11 protein-coding genes, 1 tRNA gene and 1 other RNA gene are annotated in these 15658 nt (G+C 52.8%); 3 read left to right on the plus strand and 10 right to left on the minus strand.

The window, feature by feature from the left end; all coding sequences use genetic code 11:
- Position 1 precedes the first annotated feature (1 nt).
- From L1X57_RS13810 to betI, 7 genes are all read right to left on the minus strand, one after another.
- Positions 2-889, minus strand: coding sequence for a carbohydrate ABC transporter permease (locus tag L1X57_RS13810; RefSeq protein WP_009724638.1), 888 nt, complete (start codon positions 887-889; stop codon positions 2-4).
- Positions 886-1983 (minus strand): ABC transporter ATP-binding protein, encoded by a 1098-nt coding sequence (locus L1X57_RS13815; RefSeq protein ID WP_009724639.1) that lies wholly within the window; start codon positions 1981-1983, stop codon positions 886-888. Before L1X57_RS13815 ends, L1X57_RS13810 begins: the two co-directional genes overlap by 4 nt.
- The gene (locus L1X57_RS13820) at positions 1976-3073 is read right to left on the minus strand and encodes an ABC transporter ATP-binding protein (RefSeq protein ID WP_009724640.1); all 1098 of its coding nucleotides are present in this window, start codon (positions 3071-3073) and stop codon (positions 1976-1978) included. The genes L1X57_RS13815 and L1X57_RS13820 overlap by 8 nt, the downstream gene beginning before the upstream one ends.
- A 445-nt stretch (positions 3074-3518) precedes the next feature.
- Complete coding sequence (locus tag L1X57_RS13825) at positions 3519-6005, minus strand: acyl-CoA dehydrogenase (RefSeq protein WP_009724641.1); 2487 nt, start codon at positions 6003-6005, stop codon at positions 3519-3521.
- A gap of 203 nt (positions 6006-6208) precedes the next feature.
- On the minus strand, positions 6209-7885 hold the full coding sequence (gene betA / locus L1X57_RS13830) for a choline dehydrogenase (RefSeq protein ID WP_009724642.1): 1677 nt from the start codon (positions 7883-7885) through the stop codon (positions 6209-6211).
- Positions 7886-7985: 100 nt separating this feature from the next.
- Positions 7986-9455 (minus strand): betaine-aldehyde dehydrogenase, encoded by a 1470-nt coding sequence (gene betB, locus L1X57_RS13835; RefSeq protein ID WP_009724643.1) that lies wholly within the window; start codon positions 9453-9455, stop codon positions 7986-7988.
- A 10-nt stretch (positions 9456-9465) separates the two neighbouring features.
- Complete coding sequence (betI, locus tag L1X57_RS13840; RefSeq protein WP_186004662.1) at positions 9466-10089, minus strand: transcriptional regulator BetI; 624 nt, start codon at positions 10087-10089, stop codon at positions 9466-9468.
- A 191-nt stretch (positions 10090-10280) separates the two neighbouring features.
- Between betI and L1X57_RS13845 the strand changes: the two genes are divergently transcribed.
- The 3 genes from L1X57_RS13845 (at position 10281) to ffs (ending at position 11544) form a co-directional block, all read left to right on the plus strand.
- Complete coding sequence (locus tag L1X57_RS13845) at positions 10281-11213, plus strand: choline ABC transporter substrate-binding protein (protein WP_009724645.1); 933 nt, start codon at positions 10281-10283, stop codon at positions 11211-11213.
- 103 nt (positions 11214-11316) lie between these two features.
- Positions 11317-11393 (plus strand) — tRNA-Met (locus tag L1X57_RS13850).
- A gap of 54 nt (positions 11394-11447) precedes the next feature.
- An RNA gene (gene ffs / locus L1X57_RS13855) (signal recognition particle sRNA small type) lies at positions 11448-11544 on the plus strand.
- A 295-nt stretch (positions 11545-11839) separates the two neighbouring features.
- Here ffs and L1X57_RS13860 read toward each other — a convergent pair.
- The 3 genes from L1X57_RS13860 to L1X57_RS13870 all read right to left on the minus strand — a co-directional run bounded on the left by L1X57_RS13860 (position 11840) and on the right by L1X57_RS13870 (position 15533).
- Positions 11840-13333, minus strand: a complete 1494-nt coding sequence (locus tag L1X57_RS13860; RefSeq protein WP_009724646.1) for an MFS transporter — start codon at positions 13331-13333, stop codon at positions 11840-11842.
- Between the two features lie 57 nt (positions 13334-13390).
- Positions 13391-13849: a universal stress protein gene (locus L1X57_RS13865; protein WP_009724647.1), complete on the minus strand. Its 459-nt coding sequence runs from the start codon at positions 13847-13849 to the stop codon at positions 13391-13393.
- A gap of 91 nt (positions 13850-13940) precedes the next feature.
- Positions 13941-15533 carry an antiporter gene (locus tag L1X57_RS13870; protein ID WP_009724648.1) on the minus strand — a complete coding sequence of 531 codons (1593 nt, stop codon included), beginning with the start codon at positions 15531-15533 and terminating at the stop codon, positions 13941-13943.
- Positions 15534-15658 lie beyond the last annotated feature (125 nt).

Below are 15658 nucleotides of genomic sequence, written 5' to 3' on the forward strand. Positions count from 1 at the left end.
CTCACACGCCTCCCTGTGAATTCTTATCTTTCTGCAGATGCATGATGGTGGTATAGAACACCCAACTCACTAGCAGAATGACGAGGAAGTAAATGATCGAGAAGGCGGCAGAAGGCCCCAGATCCTGCTGACCGATGGCCATGGTGGCAAGCGATTGGGTCAGGAATGTGGTTGAGCTGCCTGGTCCTCCGCCGGTTAGTACAAAGGGCTCGGCGTAGATCATGAAGGAGTGCATGAAGCGCAGTAGTACCGCGATGACCAGAACGTTGGTTAGCTTCGGCAGCTGAATATAGCGAAACACTGCCCATTTAGAGGCACGGTCAATCCTTGCCGCTTGGTAATAGGCTTCAGGAATAGAGCGCAGCCCGCTATAGCAGAGCATTGCGACAAGCGGTGTCCAGTGCCATACATCCATTAAGATAATGGTTGCCCAGGCGTCACCGGCATTACGGGTAATATTGTAATTAATACCCAGCTCGCGCAGCCCCCAGCCCATTAGCCCAATATCGCCACGGGTAAAGATTTGCCAGATACTGCCAACGACGTTCCAAGGAATCAGTAGGGGCAGGGTAATCAGAATTAGAACGGCAGACGCCTGCCAGCCCTGTTTTGGCATAATCAGTGCTATCCCTATCCCCAAAGGAATCTGGATAGCCAGAATAATCAATGAAAACAGTATCTGCCGACCAAATGCAGCTTGCAGCGCCGAGTCGTTGAGCATGGTGCGAAACCACTCGGTGCCGGTAAAGAAGCTGGCATTGGGGCCTAGCACGTCCTGCACAGAGTAGTTGACCACTGTCATCAAGGGGATGATGGCGGAGAACGCCACAAGTACCAGCATTGGCAGGACTAATAGCCAGGCGCGATTGTTATAGACTTTATTATTCATGAGGTAACCTCCACCCGGTATTCGTCCACAAACAGCCCTAACTGATCGTGGTCGAAGGTGAGATAAATATCGTCTCCGAATTCAGGGTGACCTTCCGGCAAGCGTGCCTTAAATGTCTGGCCACCCAGCTCAAAGGTAACAATTGAGTAGGTGCCTAGGTCCTGCACCTGCCGCTTACGAGCGGGCAGGGCGCCTTCACGTTTGCTGGCATGCACAGTTACAAATTCGGGGCGAATGCCGATTTTTATATTCGAACTTTTAGTATTGGCAATGGCGTCAACAAACGTTTGCGGCATGGGGAGTGGTATGTCAGCAAAGATGACCTCACCTGCGTGGTGGTGAACATCCAGAATGTTCATGCCGGGACTGCCGATAAAGTAGCCAACAAAGGTATGCGCGGGAGTTTCAAACAGCTCTTGGGGAGTGCCGAACTGAACCACTTGGCCTTCATACATCACGGCGATTTTGTCGGCGAAAGTTGATGCTTCCAGCTGGTCATGGGTGACGTAAATCATGGTGATATTGAAGCGCTGGTGAATCTCCTTCAGCTTGCGGCGTAATTTCCACTTGAGCTGAGGGTCGATAACCGTTAACGGCTCGTCAAATAGAATTGCCGAGACATCATCGCGCACCAAGCCGCGCCCCATGGAAACCTTTTGCTTCTCATCGGCGGTCAGCCCTTTGGCTTTGCGCTTGAGCAGTGGGGTCAACTCCAGAATCTCCGCGACTTCCTCTACCTTTGGCGTGATGCGGTGACCTGGAATGTTGATGTTACGCAATGGAAAGGCGAGGTTATCAAACACCGTCATGGTGTCGTAGATCACCGGGAACTGAAAAACCTGAGCGATGTTACGCTCCTCAGGCGGCAGCTCGTTAACTCGCTGGCCATCAAACAGCACATCCCCTTCGGAAGGTTCGAGCAGCCCGGAAATAATGTTCAGCAGAGTAGATTTGCCACACCCCGATGGCCCCAGTAGGGCATAAGCGCCGCCTTGGTGCCAAACGTGTTCCATCTGGCGAATAGCGTAGTCTTCAGGTGATTGAGGATTAGCGCTATAAGTATGCGCGAGAGCCTTCAGTACGATCTCAGCCATGCTGATTTCCTCCCCGTGTTTCCGGCGTATGAACAATAGAACCCTGCTGATCAAAGACAAACAGCTTGTGGGTGGGGAAGTAGACCTTTAGGCGCTGATTGACTTTGGGCGTATGAATGCCAAGCAAATGGAGTACCAAAGGAAATAAACTGTGCCGCACGTGGAGGAAAGTTTCCGAGCCGCTGATTTCGGCCACTTCAACTTCAACTTCAAGCTCTAGATCATCCGCTGCATTAGGCTGCAGGCTGACGTGAGAGGCACGGACACCAAACCGGTATGGTCCCGCAGGTAGGTTGCGTAGCGCCACATCGCAGGGGAAATGTATATCCTGATCAAAGGTGATTTCATTGGCAGTAAGATGCCCCGGCACAATATTGATTGGCGGTTCTGAAAACATCTCGGCGCTCAGGATGCCGTTAGGCTCGCGATAGATCTGCTCGGTGGGGCCGTATTGCAACAGCTTGCCTTCATGCAGCACGGCGGTGTTGCCTCCTAGCGCTAGTGCTTCGTTGGGCTCAGTGGTGGCATAAACGGCAATGCAGTTACGCGCCTTGAACAGCTCGCGAAGTTCATCGCGCAATGCTTCACGCAGTTTGTAGTCAAGGTTGACCAGCGGTTCATCAAACAGGATTAGGTCCGCATCCTTAACCAGCGCACGGCCCATGGCGGTACGCTGCTGTTGTCCACCTGAAAGCTCCAGCGGCAAGCGATCCAGCAAGTGATCAATCCCCAGCATGGCGGCGGTTTCGCGCACACGCTTATCGATTTCTTGCTTCGATGCTTTAGCCAGCTTAAGTGGTGACGCTATGTTGTTGTAAACGTTAAGGCTTGGGTAATTGATGAATTGCTGATACACCATGGAAACATTGCGTTTGCGTACTGATACGCCCGTGACGTCCTTGCCATCCATGTAGATTCGCCCACGGGTCGGTTGCTCCAAACCCGCCATTAACCGCATGAGCGTTGTTTTACCTGCTAAGGTTCTTCCTAGCAGCACATTGAAGGAACCTGGCTCCAACTCAAGATTTATCCCACTAATATGGGGTTCACCACCGACGATATGGTCGATATTTTGCAGATGTAAGGACATGCCGATCTCGCTAACGTCATTGTTATTGATAAGTGTTATTGGTAGAAGTCTTGCGTTGATCGCTATTGATAAAAGTGAAGCGGTAGCCGCTTATTCAAGATGTTAGCCTTGGCTGTTTGCAATTTATCGTCAGCCAACCATCAAGCGGACTTTTACTCACTTTATTTTCAATAACGAAAGGCTAGTTGATCATTTGCGAACTTGCAACGACTTTTGTAGCTGTTTGTATTCGCTTTTAGGCGTACACCGTCAGTGCTTCTGGCAGCCAAAAGTGCTGTTTGTCTGTTGTTTCGGTAAGAAAAGGGTATTAAGACGAGTCGTTTAGAGAGGTAGCGTAGCCGCTGAGCGAGATAAACGAATGTTCGTTTGTTTCGTTTTTGAAAATATGTCAAAAAAAACCGGCCTGGAGAGGCCGGTTAGGATTGCTAGTTCGAGCGGAATAGGACTATTTAACGCTAGTTTCTGCTTGCTGAGGCGTAGCCACAGGCGCTGCGTTGTGATTAATCAACGTCGATTTATCATTGGCAAACGCGTCATAGGCGAAATCATCAACCGTCAGCATCTCAAGCACTTCTGCTTCAAATGTACGCATAAACTGTGCGTCGTCTTCTTGAATAAGTCCTTTTTCCAGTGCGGCTTCTACGCGTGCTTCAGGGTGTAGTGCCGTTTGCGGAAGCTCACCTTTGGCGTAGGCTTTGTTCACCGTACGGTAGAGGGCTTCGGCACGATCATAATCAACCAGCAATGCGTTGTAGCGAGCGAGTGGGTTAGACTCTGCGCCATCATCTTTATCCCAGGTATTGGAAAGTAGCTTGCTACGCAGGGCGCTATGCGTAGATACACGCTGTGCGATATCACGGGCCAAGTCGTCATGTGGTTTATTCCAACGGCGGCCAGTCGGCATTACCACGACTTTCAACACCTTGCCTAGCGCGCGATTCGGTAGGTTGTCGAAGATTTCCACGAATGCCTGCTCTGCACGGTTAAGCAAGAACTGCAGGCTGTAATGCAACAGTGCTTCTTCACCTTCTACTTTATTGCCGTTGTGCCACTGCTTTAGCACCATCGAGGCCAAGTAGAGGTTGGACAACACGTCACCTAGGCGCGCTGATAGCATTTCGCGCTTTTTCAGCGTGGAGCCAAGACTTGCCATGGCGGCATCAGCGCACAAGCCAAAGCCTGCTGAAATGCGTGCAATATCCTGAGCGTAGATAGCGGCGGGGCCACTAAAAGGTACACTTGCTTTGCCTAGGCCAAATCCAAGCGTAAAGGCACGAGCAGCGTTGCCGAAAATCAGCCCTGCGTGACCAAAGAAAGCTTTGTCGAAGGCTTTAACGTCGTTGGCATCTTTAGCGGCCAGCTCGTCCAGTACATAGGGGTGGCAGCGAATCGCACCTTGACCAAAGATCATTAGGTTGCGAGTCATTATGTTGGCGCCTTCCACAGTGATTGCCACTGGGTTAGCACTGTAGCCAATGCCTAAATAGTTGCGTGGACCAAGGGTAACGGCTTTACCGCCGTGAACATCCATTGCATCGCTAAGTAGCACGCGTTGGAACTCGGTCAGTTGGCTCTTCAAAATTGCTGAAGGTACGGCAGGTTTTTCGCCATGGTCGATCAGGTTGGCGGTTTGGTAAACCGTAGCAGCAGAGATATAAGCCAGCGAGGCCATGCGCGCTAACGGCTCCTGAACACCTTCCATTTCTGCCACGGGTACGTTGAACTGACGACGAACGCGGGTAAAGCCACCGCTCCAACCTAGCGCGTAGCGGGCAGTACCGGTCGCGCCAGAAGGCAAGGTAATGCAGCGACCAATCGAGAGACACTCGACCAGCATGCGCCAGCCTTGGCCGATCATGTCTGGGCCACCAATAATAGTATCCAGCGGTACAAATACATCGTTACCTTTAATCGGGCCGTTCATGAAGGGGCTACCGATAGGGTGGTGGCGACGGCCAATGTCCATGCCCTGAGTATCCCGGGGAACGAGAGCAAGGGTAATGCCGCGATCTTCTTCGTCACCTAACAATTTTTCTGGATCGAAAAGACGGAAGGCTAGGCCCACCACCGTGGCGATTGGAGCCAGGGTGATCCAGCGTTTTTCGAAGTTAAGGCGTAAGCCAAGCACTTCTTCACCGTTGATGACTTGCTTGCAGACGACGCCCGTATCCGGTAACGACGTGGCATCAGAGCCAGCACGCGGGCCGGTCAGGCCGAAGCAGGGAATCTCGCGGCCATCAGAGAGACGCGGTAAGTAATGGTCTTTCTGTTCTTGAGTGCCGTATTTTAGCAGCAGCTCGCCTGGGCCGAGTGAGTTCGGTACGCCAACGGTGACCATCAGCGTCTCATTAGCTGAGAGCTTCTGCAGCACCATGGATTGGGCTTTAGCCGAGAATCCTAGGCCACCGTACTCCTTCGGAATAATCATGCCGAAGAAGCCTTCTTTTTTTAGATAATCCCACAGTTGTTGGGGTAAATCGGCGCGCTCTTGAGCGATATCCCACGCGTTACACATGCCAGCTGCTTTCGCACACTGATTATCCAAGAACGCTTGTTCTGCCTCACTCAGGCCTTCGTCTTTAAAATTAAGCAACGATTCCCATTGAGGTTTGCCAGAGAATAGCTCGCCATCCCAGGAGACGCTGCCCGCTTCTAATGCCGTGCGCTCCGTATCAGACACTTTCGGCGCTACCTTTTTGAAGGTGGCGAAAATGCGCGGCGTCAGCCACTTGCTGCGTAATGCAGGCAGGCCCGCAATCGCAACGGCCGCCGCTGCAAGCAATAAAAGTGTGCCAATAATTGGCGCGTCTAGCACTAAGCCTACTAAGCCCAGTACGCCAAGCAAGGCGAGTGCTGGCGTAGCACCTGCTTCGCGGCGCATCACCACGAGCAAGCCTGCAACGGCAAGCACAATGAGTAGTAAGGTGAGCATGGGGGTTTCTCCGTGGGTGGTTAATTATGAACGCATTTAAACGTATGTTTGAATATTGTCAGAGTCACCTATCTAAGTGCAAGCGTTTCACTCTTATACGTTCGCTATATACCCTTTACTGTAGCGTAAATAAGACATAAAAAAACGCTATGGTATTTAGCCATAGCGTTTAGCGTTCTTAACCGTATCCAGGAGTTGCGCTTTTATGAAGCCTGTTTGGCGGGTGTGCCTTGAGCGACATAATAATCAACATTAGCGCGGGGTAGCGGCTCGCGACCTCGAATGCGATCAGCAATTTTTTCCGCCAGCATAATGGTCGGTGCGTTGAGGTTGCCGGTGGGAATGACCGGGAACAGTGATGCATCGACCACGCGCAGGCCATCAAGGCCGTGCACGCGCCCTTGACCGTCGGTCACCGCCATTTCACCTTCGCCCATGCGGCAACTGCCACAAGGGTGGTAAGCCGTCTCGGCATGCTGCTTGACGAAGTTATCGAGCTCTTCGTCACTCTGTACGCTTGGGCCAGGCGCAATTTCACGGCCACGGTACTTATCAAACGCTGGCTGAGCGATGATGTCGCGTGTTAGGCGAATCGCATCGCGGAACTCTTGCCAATCTTTCTCTTTGGCCATGTAGTTAAACAAGATGCTGGGTGCCGCGTGTAGGTCTTTCGATGTCAGGCGAATTCGCCCCCGGCTTTCCGAACGCATCGAGCCCACGTGTGCCTGGAAGCCATGTGCCTGCACGGCGCTTTTACCGTTGTAACTGATCGCGATGGGTAGGAAGTGGTACTGCAGATTTGGCCACTTTTCCTCATCATTACTACGAATAAATCCGCAGGATTCAAACTGATTGCTGGCGCCAACGCCGGTACCTTTAAATAGCCACTCAGCACCAATCTTTGGCTGGTTGTACCATTTCAGCGCTGGATACAGCGATATCGGCTCTTTGCATTCGTACTGAATATACATCTCAAGGTGGTCTTGGAGATTTTCACCCACGCCGGGCAGCTCATGAACCACTGAAATGCCTAATTCTTTAAGCCATTCTGGGTTGCCTACGCCAGAACGCTGGAGAATCTGTGGTGAAGCAATTGCACCGCCACACAGCAGCACTTCGCGACGGGCGCGAGCCGTTTGTGGCTGACCTTTTTGCTCGTAACGCACGCCAACGGCACGTTTACCATCAAACTCAATCACATCGGTAACTGCGTGGGTTTCGATGGTCAGGTTGCTGCGCTGCTTGGCGGTATCCAAGTAGCCGCGTGCGGTAGACGCGCGGCGTCCCTTAGGCGTGACGAAACGGTCCATGGGGCCAAAGCCCTCTTGCTGGTAACCGTTAACATCTTCAGTTTCAGGGTAGCCAGCCTGTTTGCCAGCTTCGATAAACGTGCGGTAAAGCGGATTATTGCCAGCTTTAGGCGTGGTCACGCTGACAGGGCCGTCGCCGCCGTGGTAATCATTAGGGCCAATATCGCGGGTTTCGCACTTTTTGAAATAGGGCAGGCAACTGAGGTAATCCCACTCTTCCAGGCCGGATTGCTTGGCCCAGTTATCGTAATCCAGGGCGTTGCCGCGGATATAGCACATGCCGTTGATCAGTGAAGAGCCGCCCAGGCCTTTGCCTCGGCCACACTCCATGCGGCGGCCATCCATATACGGCTCGGGGTCGGTTTCAAATGCCCAGTTGTAGCGTTTGCCTTGTAGCGGGTAAGCCAGTGCAGCGGGCATTTGGGTACGAAAGTCGAGACGGTAATCGGGGCCGCCTGCCTCGAGCAGCAAAACGCTGACATCGCTGTCTTCGGTCAGGCGGGTGGCCAGCACGTTACCCGCTGAACCTGCGCCGATAATGATGTAATCAAATTCGCGTGATTGAGACATGGTTTTACCTTGGAAGAGTCGAAGAATTGGTAATGAACCGGTAGATATAAAAGAGACGTGTCTCCTCGATATACCTACCGGTGGCGTCCATTACTTCGATTTAAAACACCGACTCAAACGGCCCCATCTCGATCTGTACGGACTTGGTCTGGGTATAGTGATTAAGCGTCTCAACGCCGTTCTCACGGCCAATGCCCGACTCTTTGTAACCACCTACCGGCATTTCAGAAGGTGACTCGCCCCAGGTGTTGATCCAGCAAATGCCGGCTTCCAACTGGTGAATAACCCGGTGAGCACGGTTTAAGCTTTCGCTGAAAACACCCGCCGCTAGGCCATATTTGGTGTCATTGGCGCGGCGAATAACGTCTTCTTCGTCATCAAAGACGAGTACGGACATCACTGGGCCAAAGATCTCTTCTTTTACGATGCGCATGTCGTCAGTGCAGTCGGTGAAGATGGTGGGCGCAGCCCAAGCGCCATTCGCCCAGTCACCGGTATTCCACTCATCGCCGCCAGCCAATACTCGCGCGCCTTGCTCTTTACCCAGGGCAATGTAGGAAAGTACTTTTTGCTGATGTTCAAAGCTCACTAGCGGGCCGAAGTTAACGCTGGGATCCATCGGGTCGCCCGCTTTAATACGCTTAACGCGCTCAACCAACTTCGCCTCAAAGGCGTCTTTAACGCTGCGTTCAACAAACACGCGAGTGCCGTTAGTGCAGATCTGGCCGCTGGAGTAGAAATTGGCCATCATAGCGGCATCAGCAGCACGATCTAAATCGGCGTCGGCAAACACGATCAGTGGAGATTTACCGCCCAGTTCCATGGTGACGTCTTTCAGGGTAGAGCCACCGGCAGCAGACATGACCTTTTTGCCCGTACCCACTTCGCCAGTAAACGATACTTTGGCGATACCTTCGTGCTCGGTCAGCATGGCGCCGACGCGACCATCACCTTGAACCACATTGAAGACACCGTTAGGCAGGCCTGCTTCAGTGAAAACTTCGGCTAGTTTGATAGCGGTTAGCGGCGTTACTTCACTGGGCTTGAAAACAATTGCGTTACCGGCTGCCAGTGCAGGGGCGGCTTTCCAACAGGCGATTTGGATAGGATAGTTCCAGGCACCAATGGCGCCAATTACCCCGAGTGGCTCGCGACGGGTATAAACAAAGGAGCTATCACGCAGCGGAATCTGGTTGCCTTCAATGGCGGGGGCGAGGCCTGCGTAGTATTCCAAGGCATCGGCACCGGTGACAATATCGACGCTTGCGGTTTCACTAATAGGCTTGCCCGTGTTGTGCGTTTCTAGCTCAGCAAGCTCATCATTTCGTTCTCTTAGCAGCGCAACAGCACGCAGCAGGATGCGTGAGCGCTCCATGCCGGTCATTGCAGCCCATTCACGCTGCCCGCGTTGAGCGGCTTCTACAGCGCGGTCGACATCGGCTTGACTTGCTTGGCCAATCGTGGCAAGCAGGCTGCCGTCATAGGGATTGGAAACGGTAAATGTCTCGCCGGAGGTGGCGTCTACCGGACGACCATCAATATAAAGTGGCTGTATATCTTGAGCGGCCATGTTGGTCTCCTTACTGTGTTTCTGCAGCGGATGCGCGTTGCTGGCATCCATGATGAATAAGCAGTTGATCGAGATAGTTGTGCGCAAGATGTCGCGCTTCAGAAGCGTCGAGCCCTTCAGGCGTTAGCGCACCACGCAGCCATAGCCCATCAATCATTGCGGCAAGTCCGCGGGCGGCATTGCGAGCATCTGGGCGAGGCATAACACGCTGGAACTGATGACATAAATTGGCGTACAAACGGCGGTCGTTCACATTCTGAAGCCGCTGAAGCACGGGCTTGTGCATGCTGCTAGCCCAAAAAGCGAGCCAAGTTTTAGCGGCAGGGCCGGTCACCTGGGTGCGATCAAAGTTACCTTCGATGATGGCACCGATATGGGCGCGGGGAGAGTCGTCTTCTAACGCCCGCCGGCGTGCTGCAACGGCGTCACTAAGATCGGTCAAAATTTGCCGCATAGTCGCTTCCAGCAGGCCGTCCTTACCGCCAAAATAGTGGCTGATAATGCCTGCTGAAACGCCAGCATGACGGGCAATTCGCATGACGGTTGCTTCGGCTAAACCAACTTCATCTATGGCCGCCATGGTAGCCTTAATTAACTGCTGGCGGCGTATCGGTTCCATTCCCACCTTAGGCACAGCTATCTCCTACTGACGTTGAATGCCCATTCGTTCCTGACCTTGAAAACCAGGAGTAGGCATGATTACCTGAACATGATGGCATTTTTTTATTGAACGTTCAATCAATAAAAGGGTGCGTTGTTTTCTCGTCTCTACGACTGTTACGTATAGGGCGTGTTCATATAAAACCGATAATGGGGAAGATCAACATGAAACGGACATACACACGAAGCCTAAGCACGTTATTACTGACTGCCTGTTTACCGGCGGCTGCCTATGCTAATGAGTGTAGTAGCGTCCGCTTTGCAGAAGTGGGCTGGACCGATATTACAGCAACGACGGCATTGGCTAGCGAAGTGCTAGAAGCACTTGGCTATGAAACACGTGTCGATACTGTCTCGGTACCGATTGCTTACGCTGGTATGCGCAATAATGATTTTGACGTTTTTTTGGGGAACTGGATGCCCTCGATGGCTTCAATCAGCGACCCCTATGTGGAACGAGGTGAAGTTGAACGTTTAGTGGTCAACCTTGAGGGTGCCAAGTACACCTTGGCAGTGCCTCAATATGTCTATGACGCGGGCGTGACCTCTGTTAATGATCTGGCAGAGCATGCTGATCAGTTTGAGCAACGTTTGCACGGCATTGAAGCCGGCAATGATGGTAATGAGCTGATTGAGCAAATGATTGATGACAACGCCTATGGTCTAGGTGATTGGCAAGTCGTTGATTCGAGCGAGGCGGGTATGCTGGCTGAGCTTCGCGCGAGGGTGCCAAATGAAAAATGGATGGTGTTTTTAGGTTGGGAACCTCATCCAATGAATACTAATTTTGATATGGCTTATTTATCTGACGCAGGAGACTATTTTGGCCCCAACCTGGGGGGCGCAACCGTGCATACCAATACTCGGGCAGGGTTTGTTGAAGCGTGTCCTAATGTAGGTGAACTGCTGAAGAACATGACGTTCACTCTGGAAATGGAAAACCAACTGATGAGTGCGATCATGGACGATGGGGTAGACCCGCGAGAGGCAGCACGCAGTTACCTTAATGAAAACGGTGAGGTGCTAGAAGCATGGCTCGAAGGTGTGACTACCCGGACTGGAGAAGAAGCGCTTCCGGTTGTCCAAGCAGCCCTATAAGCACTCTATTCACGTAACAGGGTTATTGAATGAAAGGCAGGTCGTTTTCGGCTTGCCTTTCGTAGTTAAGATAGGCATAATCTGCACTCGTTGATGAGGGAAAGGCTACGTAGCTCAGCTGGTTAGAGCACATCACTCATAATGATGGGGTCCCCTGTTCAAATCAGGGCGTAGCCACCACATCAGCACTAGCGCACTCACCTTAAAATACAGAGTGTGCCGTTATGGTGGCCCCTTAGGTCCTCCCGCAACGCTAAACTGCAAACCCCGCCAGGCCCGGAAGGGAGCAACGGTAGCGGTGGCTGCGTGTGCCGGGATGTGGCTTTTGGGGCTGCCTCCATTTCTAATGTCGTTTTGTTATCACTCCCTCCTTAAGTTGGCATAAATTACCTCTTGATATCGTCCGTTTTTGCAGTAGTTCTGCAAAAGGGTGTTTTGTCGTGCTCCATTGAAAGCTTTGCAACTCTCACGTCAAAAAAAACCATAGCGTGCTAATAGTTAATCAGAGGTTTCCTAGGAATTTTCTACTCATAAGCATTCTAGTTTTCCGAGGGGATTAGCATCACGGCACTGTCCGGCTCCAGTCGACGCTAACAGTGCCGTGATGCTAAAGAGGATCCTAACGTTTAGTGCTTGGCATTCTGTAAAGCCTGTTCTTCGATGTCTCTATCAACAGAAGAGACGTAGTACTCGTCATCGAAAGCGCCTTCTGGCTCCTTGAGCCACACCAAGCAGATAACCCAACTGATGAAGGCGCCCGTGGCGATGATGTAGAAGAACTGTGACGGAGTGACAAACGTAAAGATGGTTAGGTAAACCACCGCGCCAACATTACCGTAGGCACCGGCCATACCGGATATCTGCCCAGTGATGCGGCGCTTGATGGAGGGAATGATACCGAAGGTTGCTCCCTCAGCCCCTTGCACGAAAATCGAGGTGCCGATGGTCACCGCAATGGCCAGAATCAGTGGCCAACTTGAATTGAGCAAAGCCATCAGTAAGAACCCAACGCTAATGCCAAACATGTAGCACAGCATTACAAAACGCCGGTTGCCCATGCGGTCGGAAACCATGCCGCCCATGGGGCGCGCCACCAGATTGACGAACGCGAATGACGCAGCAATCAGGCCAGCCGTAGCGGCATTCAGTCCCCAAGTCTCCTCAAAGAACATGGGCAGCATCGACACCACCGCGAGTTCAGCGCCGAAGTTGGCAAAATAGGTGCTGTTAAGCGCCGCCACACTGTTGAACGAGTACTTATCATCTTCCGGTACGCCCTTGCGCAGGATCGGTAGGTTGACTCTCAGGATCTGGACAATCTGATAGATGACGATCGCGATAATGGCGAGATAAGCGATGGTCGCACCGGTAACAGATAAGTAGCCCATATACTGAATACGCCAGACCAGAATGGCGAGTACGCCAACCAGTGGGATCGTCCAGATGATCAGCTTGATCATATCGCCCCAGGAACTCACTTCCATGGCAGCGGATTTGCGTGGCTTACGGTGAGCCTGAGCATCCGGGCCATCGGTAATCGCGAACCAGTAGTAAACACCGTAAGCGGCCATAACAATAGCGCTCTGGGCGATTGCCCAGCGCCAGCCATCGGGGCCGCCATACATGCTCAGGGCGATGGTCGGCAGCGACATGGCCGCGACGGCGGAGCCGAAGTTACCCCAACCAGCGTAAAAGCCTTCAGCGAAGCCGATGTCCTTGGGCTTGAACCACAGCGCCGTCATGTGAATCCCGACCACGAAGCTGGCGCCAATGGAACTCAGTACCAGACGCGCCACTAGTAACTGCGTCATGCTGTTACCGAAAGCAAACGCCAGCGCCGGTAGCGACATACTTACCATGAGTACCGAGAACACCCGTCGCGGGCCGAACCGATCCAATGCCATGCCGACGATGATGCGCGCGGGAATGGTTAAGGCGACGTTGCAAATGGCGAACAGCTTGAGATCATCCGTGGTCAGCCAGTCGACGCTCTTGAGCATGCTCGACGCGAGCGGCGCCATGTTGAACCACACGTAAAAGGTAATAAAGAAGGCAATCCAGGTCAGGTGCAAGGCCCGAATTTCGGGGCTGCGAAACTTGAATACAGCGGAAACTTTCATGGTCGTATCGTCCTGTGTCCCAAAGGTGGGCTGTACCAAAGGAGGTGTAGAGGCTGCTCAAGGGCTGGGTAGGATCAACAAGGGACACTCGGCGCGCCGGGCCAGGAACGAGCTGACGCTGCCGAAAGTCATGTAGTCGAGTTCATCGACGAAATAAGTCAACGACTTGGCGATAATGCCGCCGTCCGGCTGATGGCTATGGCGGGCAATCACCAGTAGGTCTGGCGAGAGTTTGCGAGTGGCCTGCAGCAGCATCTTGCGTGCATCCCCCTCGGCGAGAAGCTGCTCGGCCTGGAAGCCCTCGCCGATGGCGAATGCCACACCCTCTTGAAGGTGTTGTTTAACCTCATCGTGCTCCTGCTGAAAAAGCACCTCGTTGTTATCGGTAGCGTCGAGTGGATTTTCAACCACGCCGACTAGCACCAGCAGAGGTTGGTTACAGCGGAACATATTGACGACCTGGGCGAGCGCCAGCTTAGCGTTTCGCGAACCGTCATAGGCGATCATGATTTTCATGGTGTCCTCCCACAGTGGGGTAGGGGGGCAAGAACCGGAGCTTGGCTCCGGACGTAAAGAAGCAAGCCATCTTTAGGGGGGGTAACGTAGCTCATGGGTTCTTAACGTAGGCACCTTTACGTAAATAGAACCACCAGTTGATGACCAGGCAGATGGCGTAGAACACCGCAAAGCCGTACATGGCAAGTTCCGGTGTGCCAGCTTGGATTTGTTCGCCCATTACCCGCGGGGCGATAAAGGCGCCATAGGCAGCGACGGCAGATGTCCAGCCAAGTACCGGGCCTTTCTGCTGCTGGTCGAAAATCACACCGATGCTGCGGAAGGTAGAGCCGTTGCCGATACCACTAGCGGCGAATAACACGATGAATAGCAGCAGGAATAGCCAAAAGAATTGATTAGGATCGGTGGCGTTATAGGCCTGCATCATCACGTAGCCGGTGGCGATAGAGGCGACCACCATGATCGCAGAGATTATTTGGGTAACGATGGAGCCGCCCACTTTGTCGGAGATCCATCCGCCCAATGGGCGGATCAGAGCGCCCACGAAGGGGCCTATCCAGGCCCAGGTCAAAGCGCTGGGTGCCTCTGGGTTGGCCACGCGAATCAGCGTGCCATCGGCAGTCGCTTCCATCATGTTGCCGAAGATGACGTTGATAGAGAGCGGCAGGGCCGCAGAGAAGCCGATAAAGGAGCCGAAGGTCAGAATGTAGAGGATGGTCATTGACCAAGTGTGCTTATTGGAAAATATCGCGAACTGCTTCTGGATATTGGGCTTGATGTCGCCAGGAATCAGGCGCAATAACACCAGGGTTAGAACGATGGTTAGCGGCAGGGCAATCCACATATTAAGCCAGCCGAGCGCTAACATACCGACAATGGCGGTCACCAAGCCGACGCCGTAGAGGCCTAATATTTTGCTGAAAGCCGCCAGCGGCGAACCAGGGTTGGGCGTAATAGTGCGGAGATTATTCATGCCGAACCAACCGGCGAACGCTAACGGGATCAGAAATACAAGCCAGATAAAGCCAGCATTCTGGATCCAGGTATCGGTACCTGCTTCGATCCGGCCGATCAACGTACCGCTAGCGCTTTGTAATTCCATCGGTGAACCGGCTATAGCGCCGAAAATTCCGACGGTCATTACCAGTGGGATGACAATCTGCATGGTAGTGACGCCGAAATTACCGAGGCCTGCATTCATGCCTAGGGCGTAGCCTTGCTGTTTGCTGGGATAAAAAGTGGAAATGTTGCTCATTGAACAAGCGAAGTTACCACCGCCGATACCCGAAAGTAACGCCAACGCCTGGAATACCCAGAACGGCGTGCTTGGGTTCATCAAGGCGATACCAGTACCGGCAGCGGGGATCATCAATAGCGCGGTGGTGAGGAAGATAGTGTTACGCCCGCCTGCGATGCGGATCATGAATGATGCTGGGATGCGCAGTGTGGCACCTGCTAGACCGGCAAGCGCGGTCAGTGAAAATAGCTGGTTAACCGTGAACGAAAACCCCAGGTTCTGCATCTGGGTGGTAATCATTCCCCACATCATCCAGACAGCGAATCCCATCAGCAGGCTGGGAATGGATATCCATAGGTTGCGGTTGGCGATGTGCTTGCCTTCCTGTTCCCAGAATTGGGCGTCTTCGACATCCCACTTCTCAATGTCGGCGTTTCTCTTACTCATGGCGATTTCCCCTTGGCATCAAACCTATCTGCATGTAGCAGTTAAACAGCAAGATACGCTTGAGGAAGAAGTTGGGGAATAGGTGTAAATGGCAGTAAAATCAGCGACATACCTCTTGAGAGGTA

This window comes from Halomonas sp. TD01, from assembly GCF_923868895.1.
Classification (GTDB): domain Bacteria; phylum Pseudomonadota; class Gammaproteobacteria; order Pseudomonadales; family Halomonadaceae; genus Vreelandella.

What these genes read in the sequence shown, in the direction of transcription:
- L1X57_RS13810 (WP_009724638.1), bottom strand. Translation starts at nt 889, where the DNA reads ATGAATAATAAAGTCTATAACAATCGCGCCTGGCTATTAGTCCTGCCA.
- L1X57_RS13815 (WP_009724639.1), bottom strand. Translation starts at nt 1,983, where the DNA reads ATGGCTGAGATCGTACTGAAGGCTCTCGCGCATACTTATAGCGCTAAT.
- L1X57_RS13820 (WP_009724640.1), bottom strand. Translation starts at nt 3,073, where the DNA reads ATGTCCTTACATCTGCAAAATATCGACCATATCGTCGGTGGTGAACCC.
- L1X57_RS13825 (WP_009724641.1), bottom strand. Translation starts at nt 6,005, where the DNA reads ATGCTCACCTTACTACTCATTGTGCTTGCCGTTGCAGGCTTGCTCGTG.
- betA (WP_009724642.1), bottom strand. Translation starts at nt 7,885, where the DNA reads ATGTCTCAATCACGCGAATTTGATTACATCATTATCGGCGCAGGTTCA.
- betB (WP_009724643.1), bottom strand. Translation starts at nt 9,455, where the DNA reads ATGGCCGCTCAAGATATACAGCCACTTTATATTGATGGTCGTCCGGTA.
- L1X57_RS13845 (WP_009724645.1), top strand. Translation starts at nt 10,281, where the DNA reads ATGAAACGGACATACACACGAAGCCTAAGCACGTTATTACTGACTGCC.
- L1X57_RS13860 (WP_009724646.1), bottom strand. Translation starts at nt 13,333, where the DNA reads ATGAAAGTTTCCGCTGTATTCAAGTTTCGCAGCCCCGAAATTCGGGCC.
- L1X57_RS13865 (WP_009724647.1), bottom strand. Translation starts at nt 13,849, where the DNA reads ATGAAAATCATGATCGCCTATGACGGTTCGCGAAACGCTAAGCTGGCG.
- L1X57_RS13870 (WP_009724648.1), bottom strand. Translation starts at nt 15,533, where the DNA reads ATGAGTAAGAGAAACGCCGACATTGAGAAGTGGGATGTCGAAGACGCC.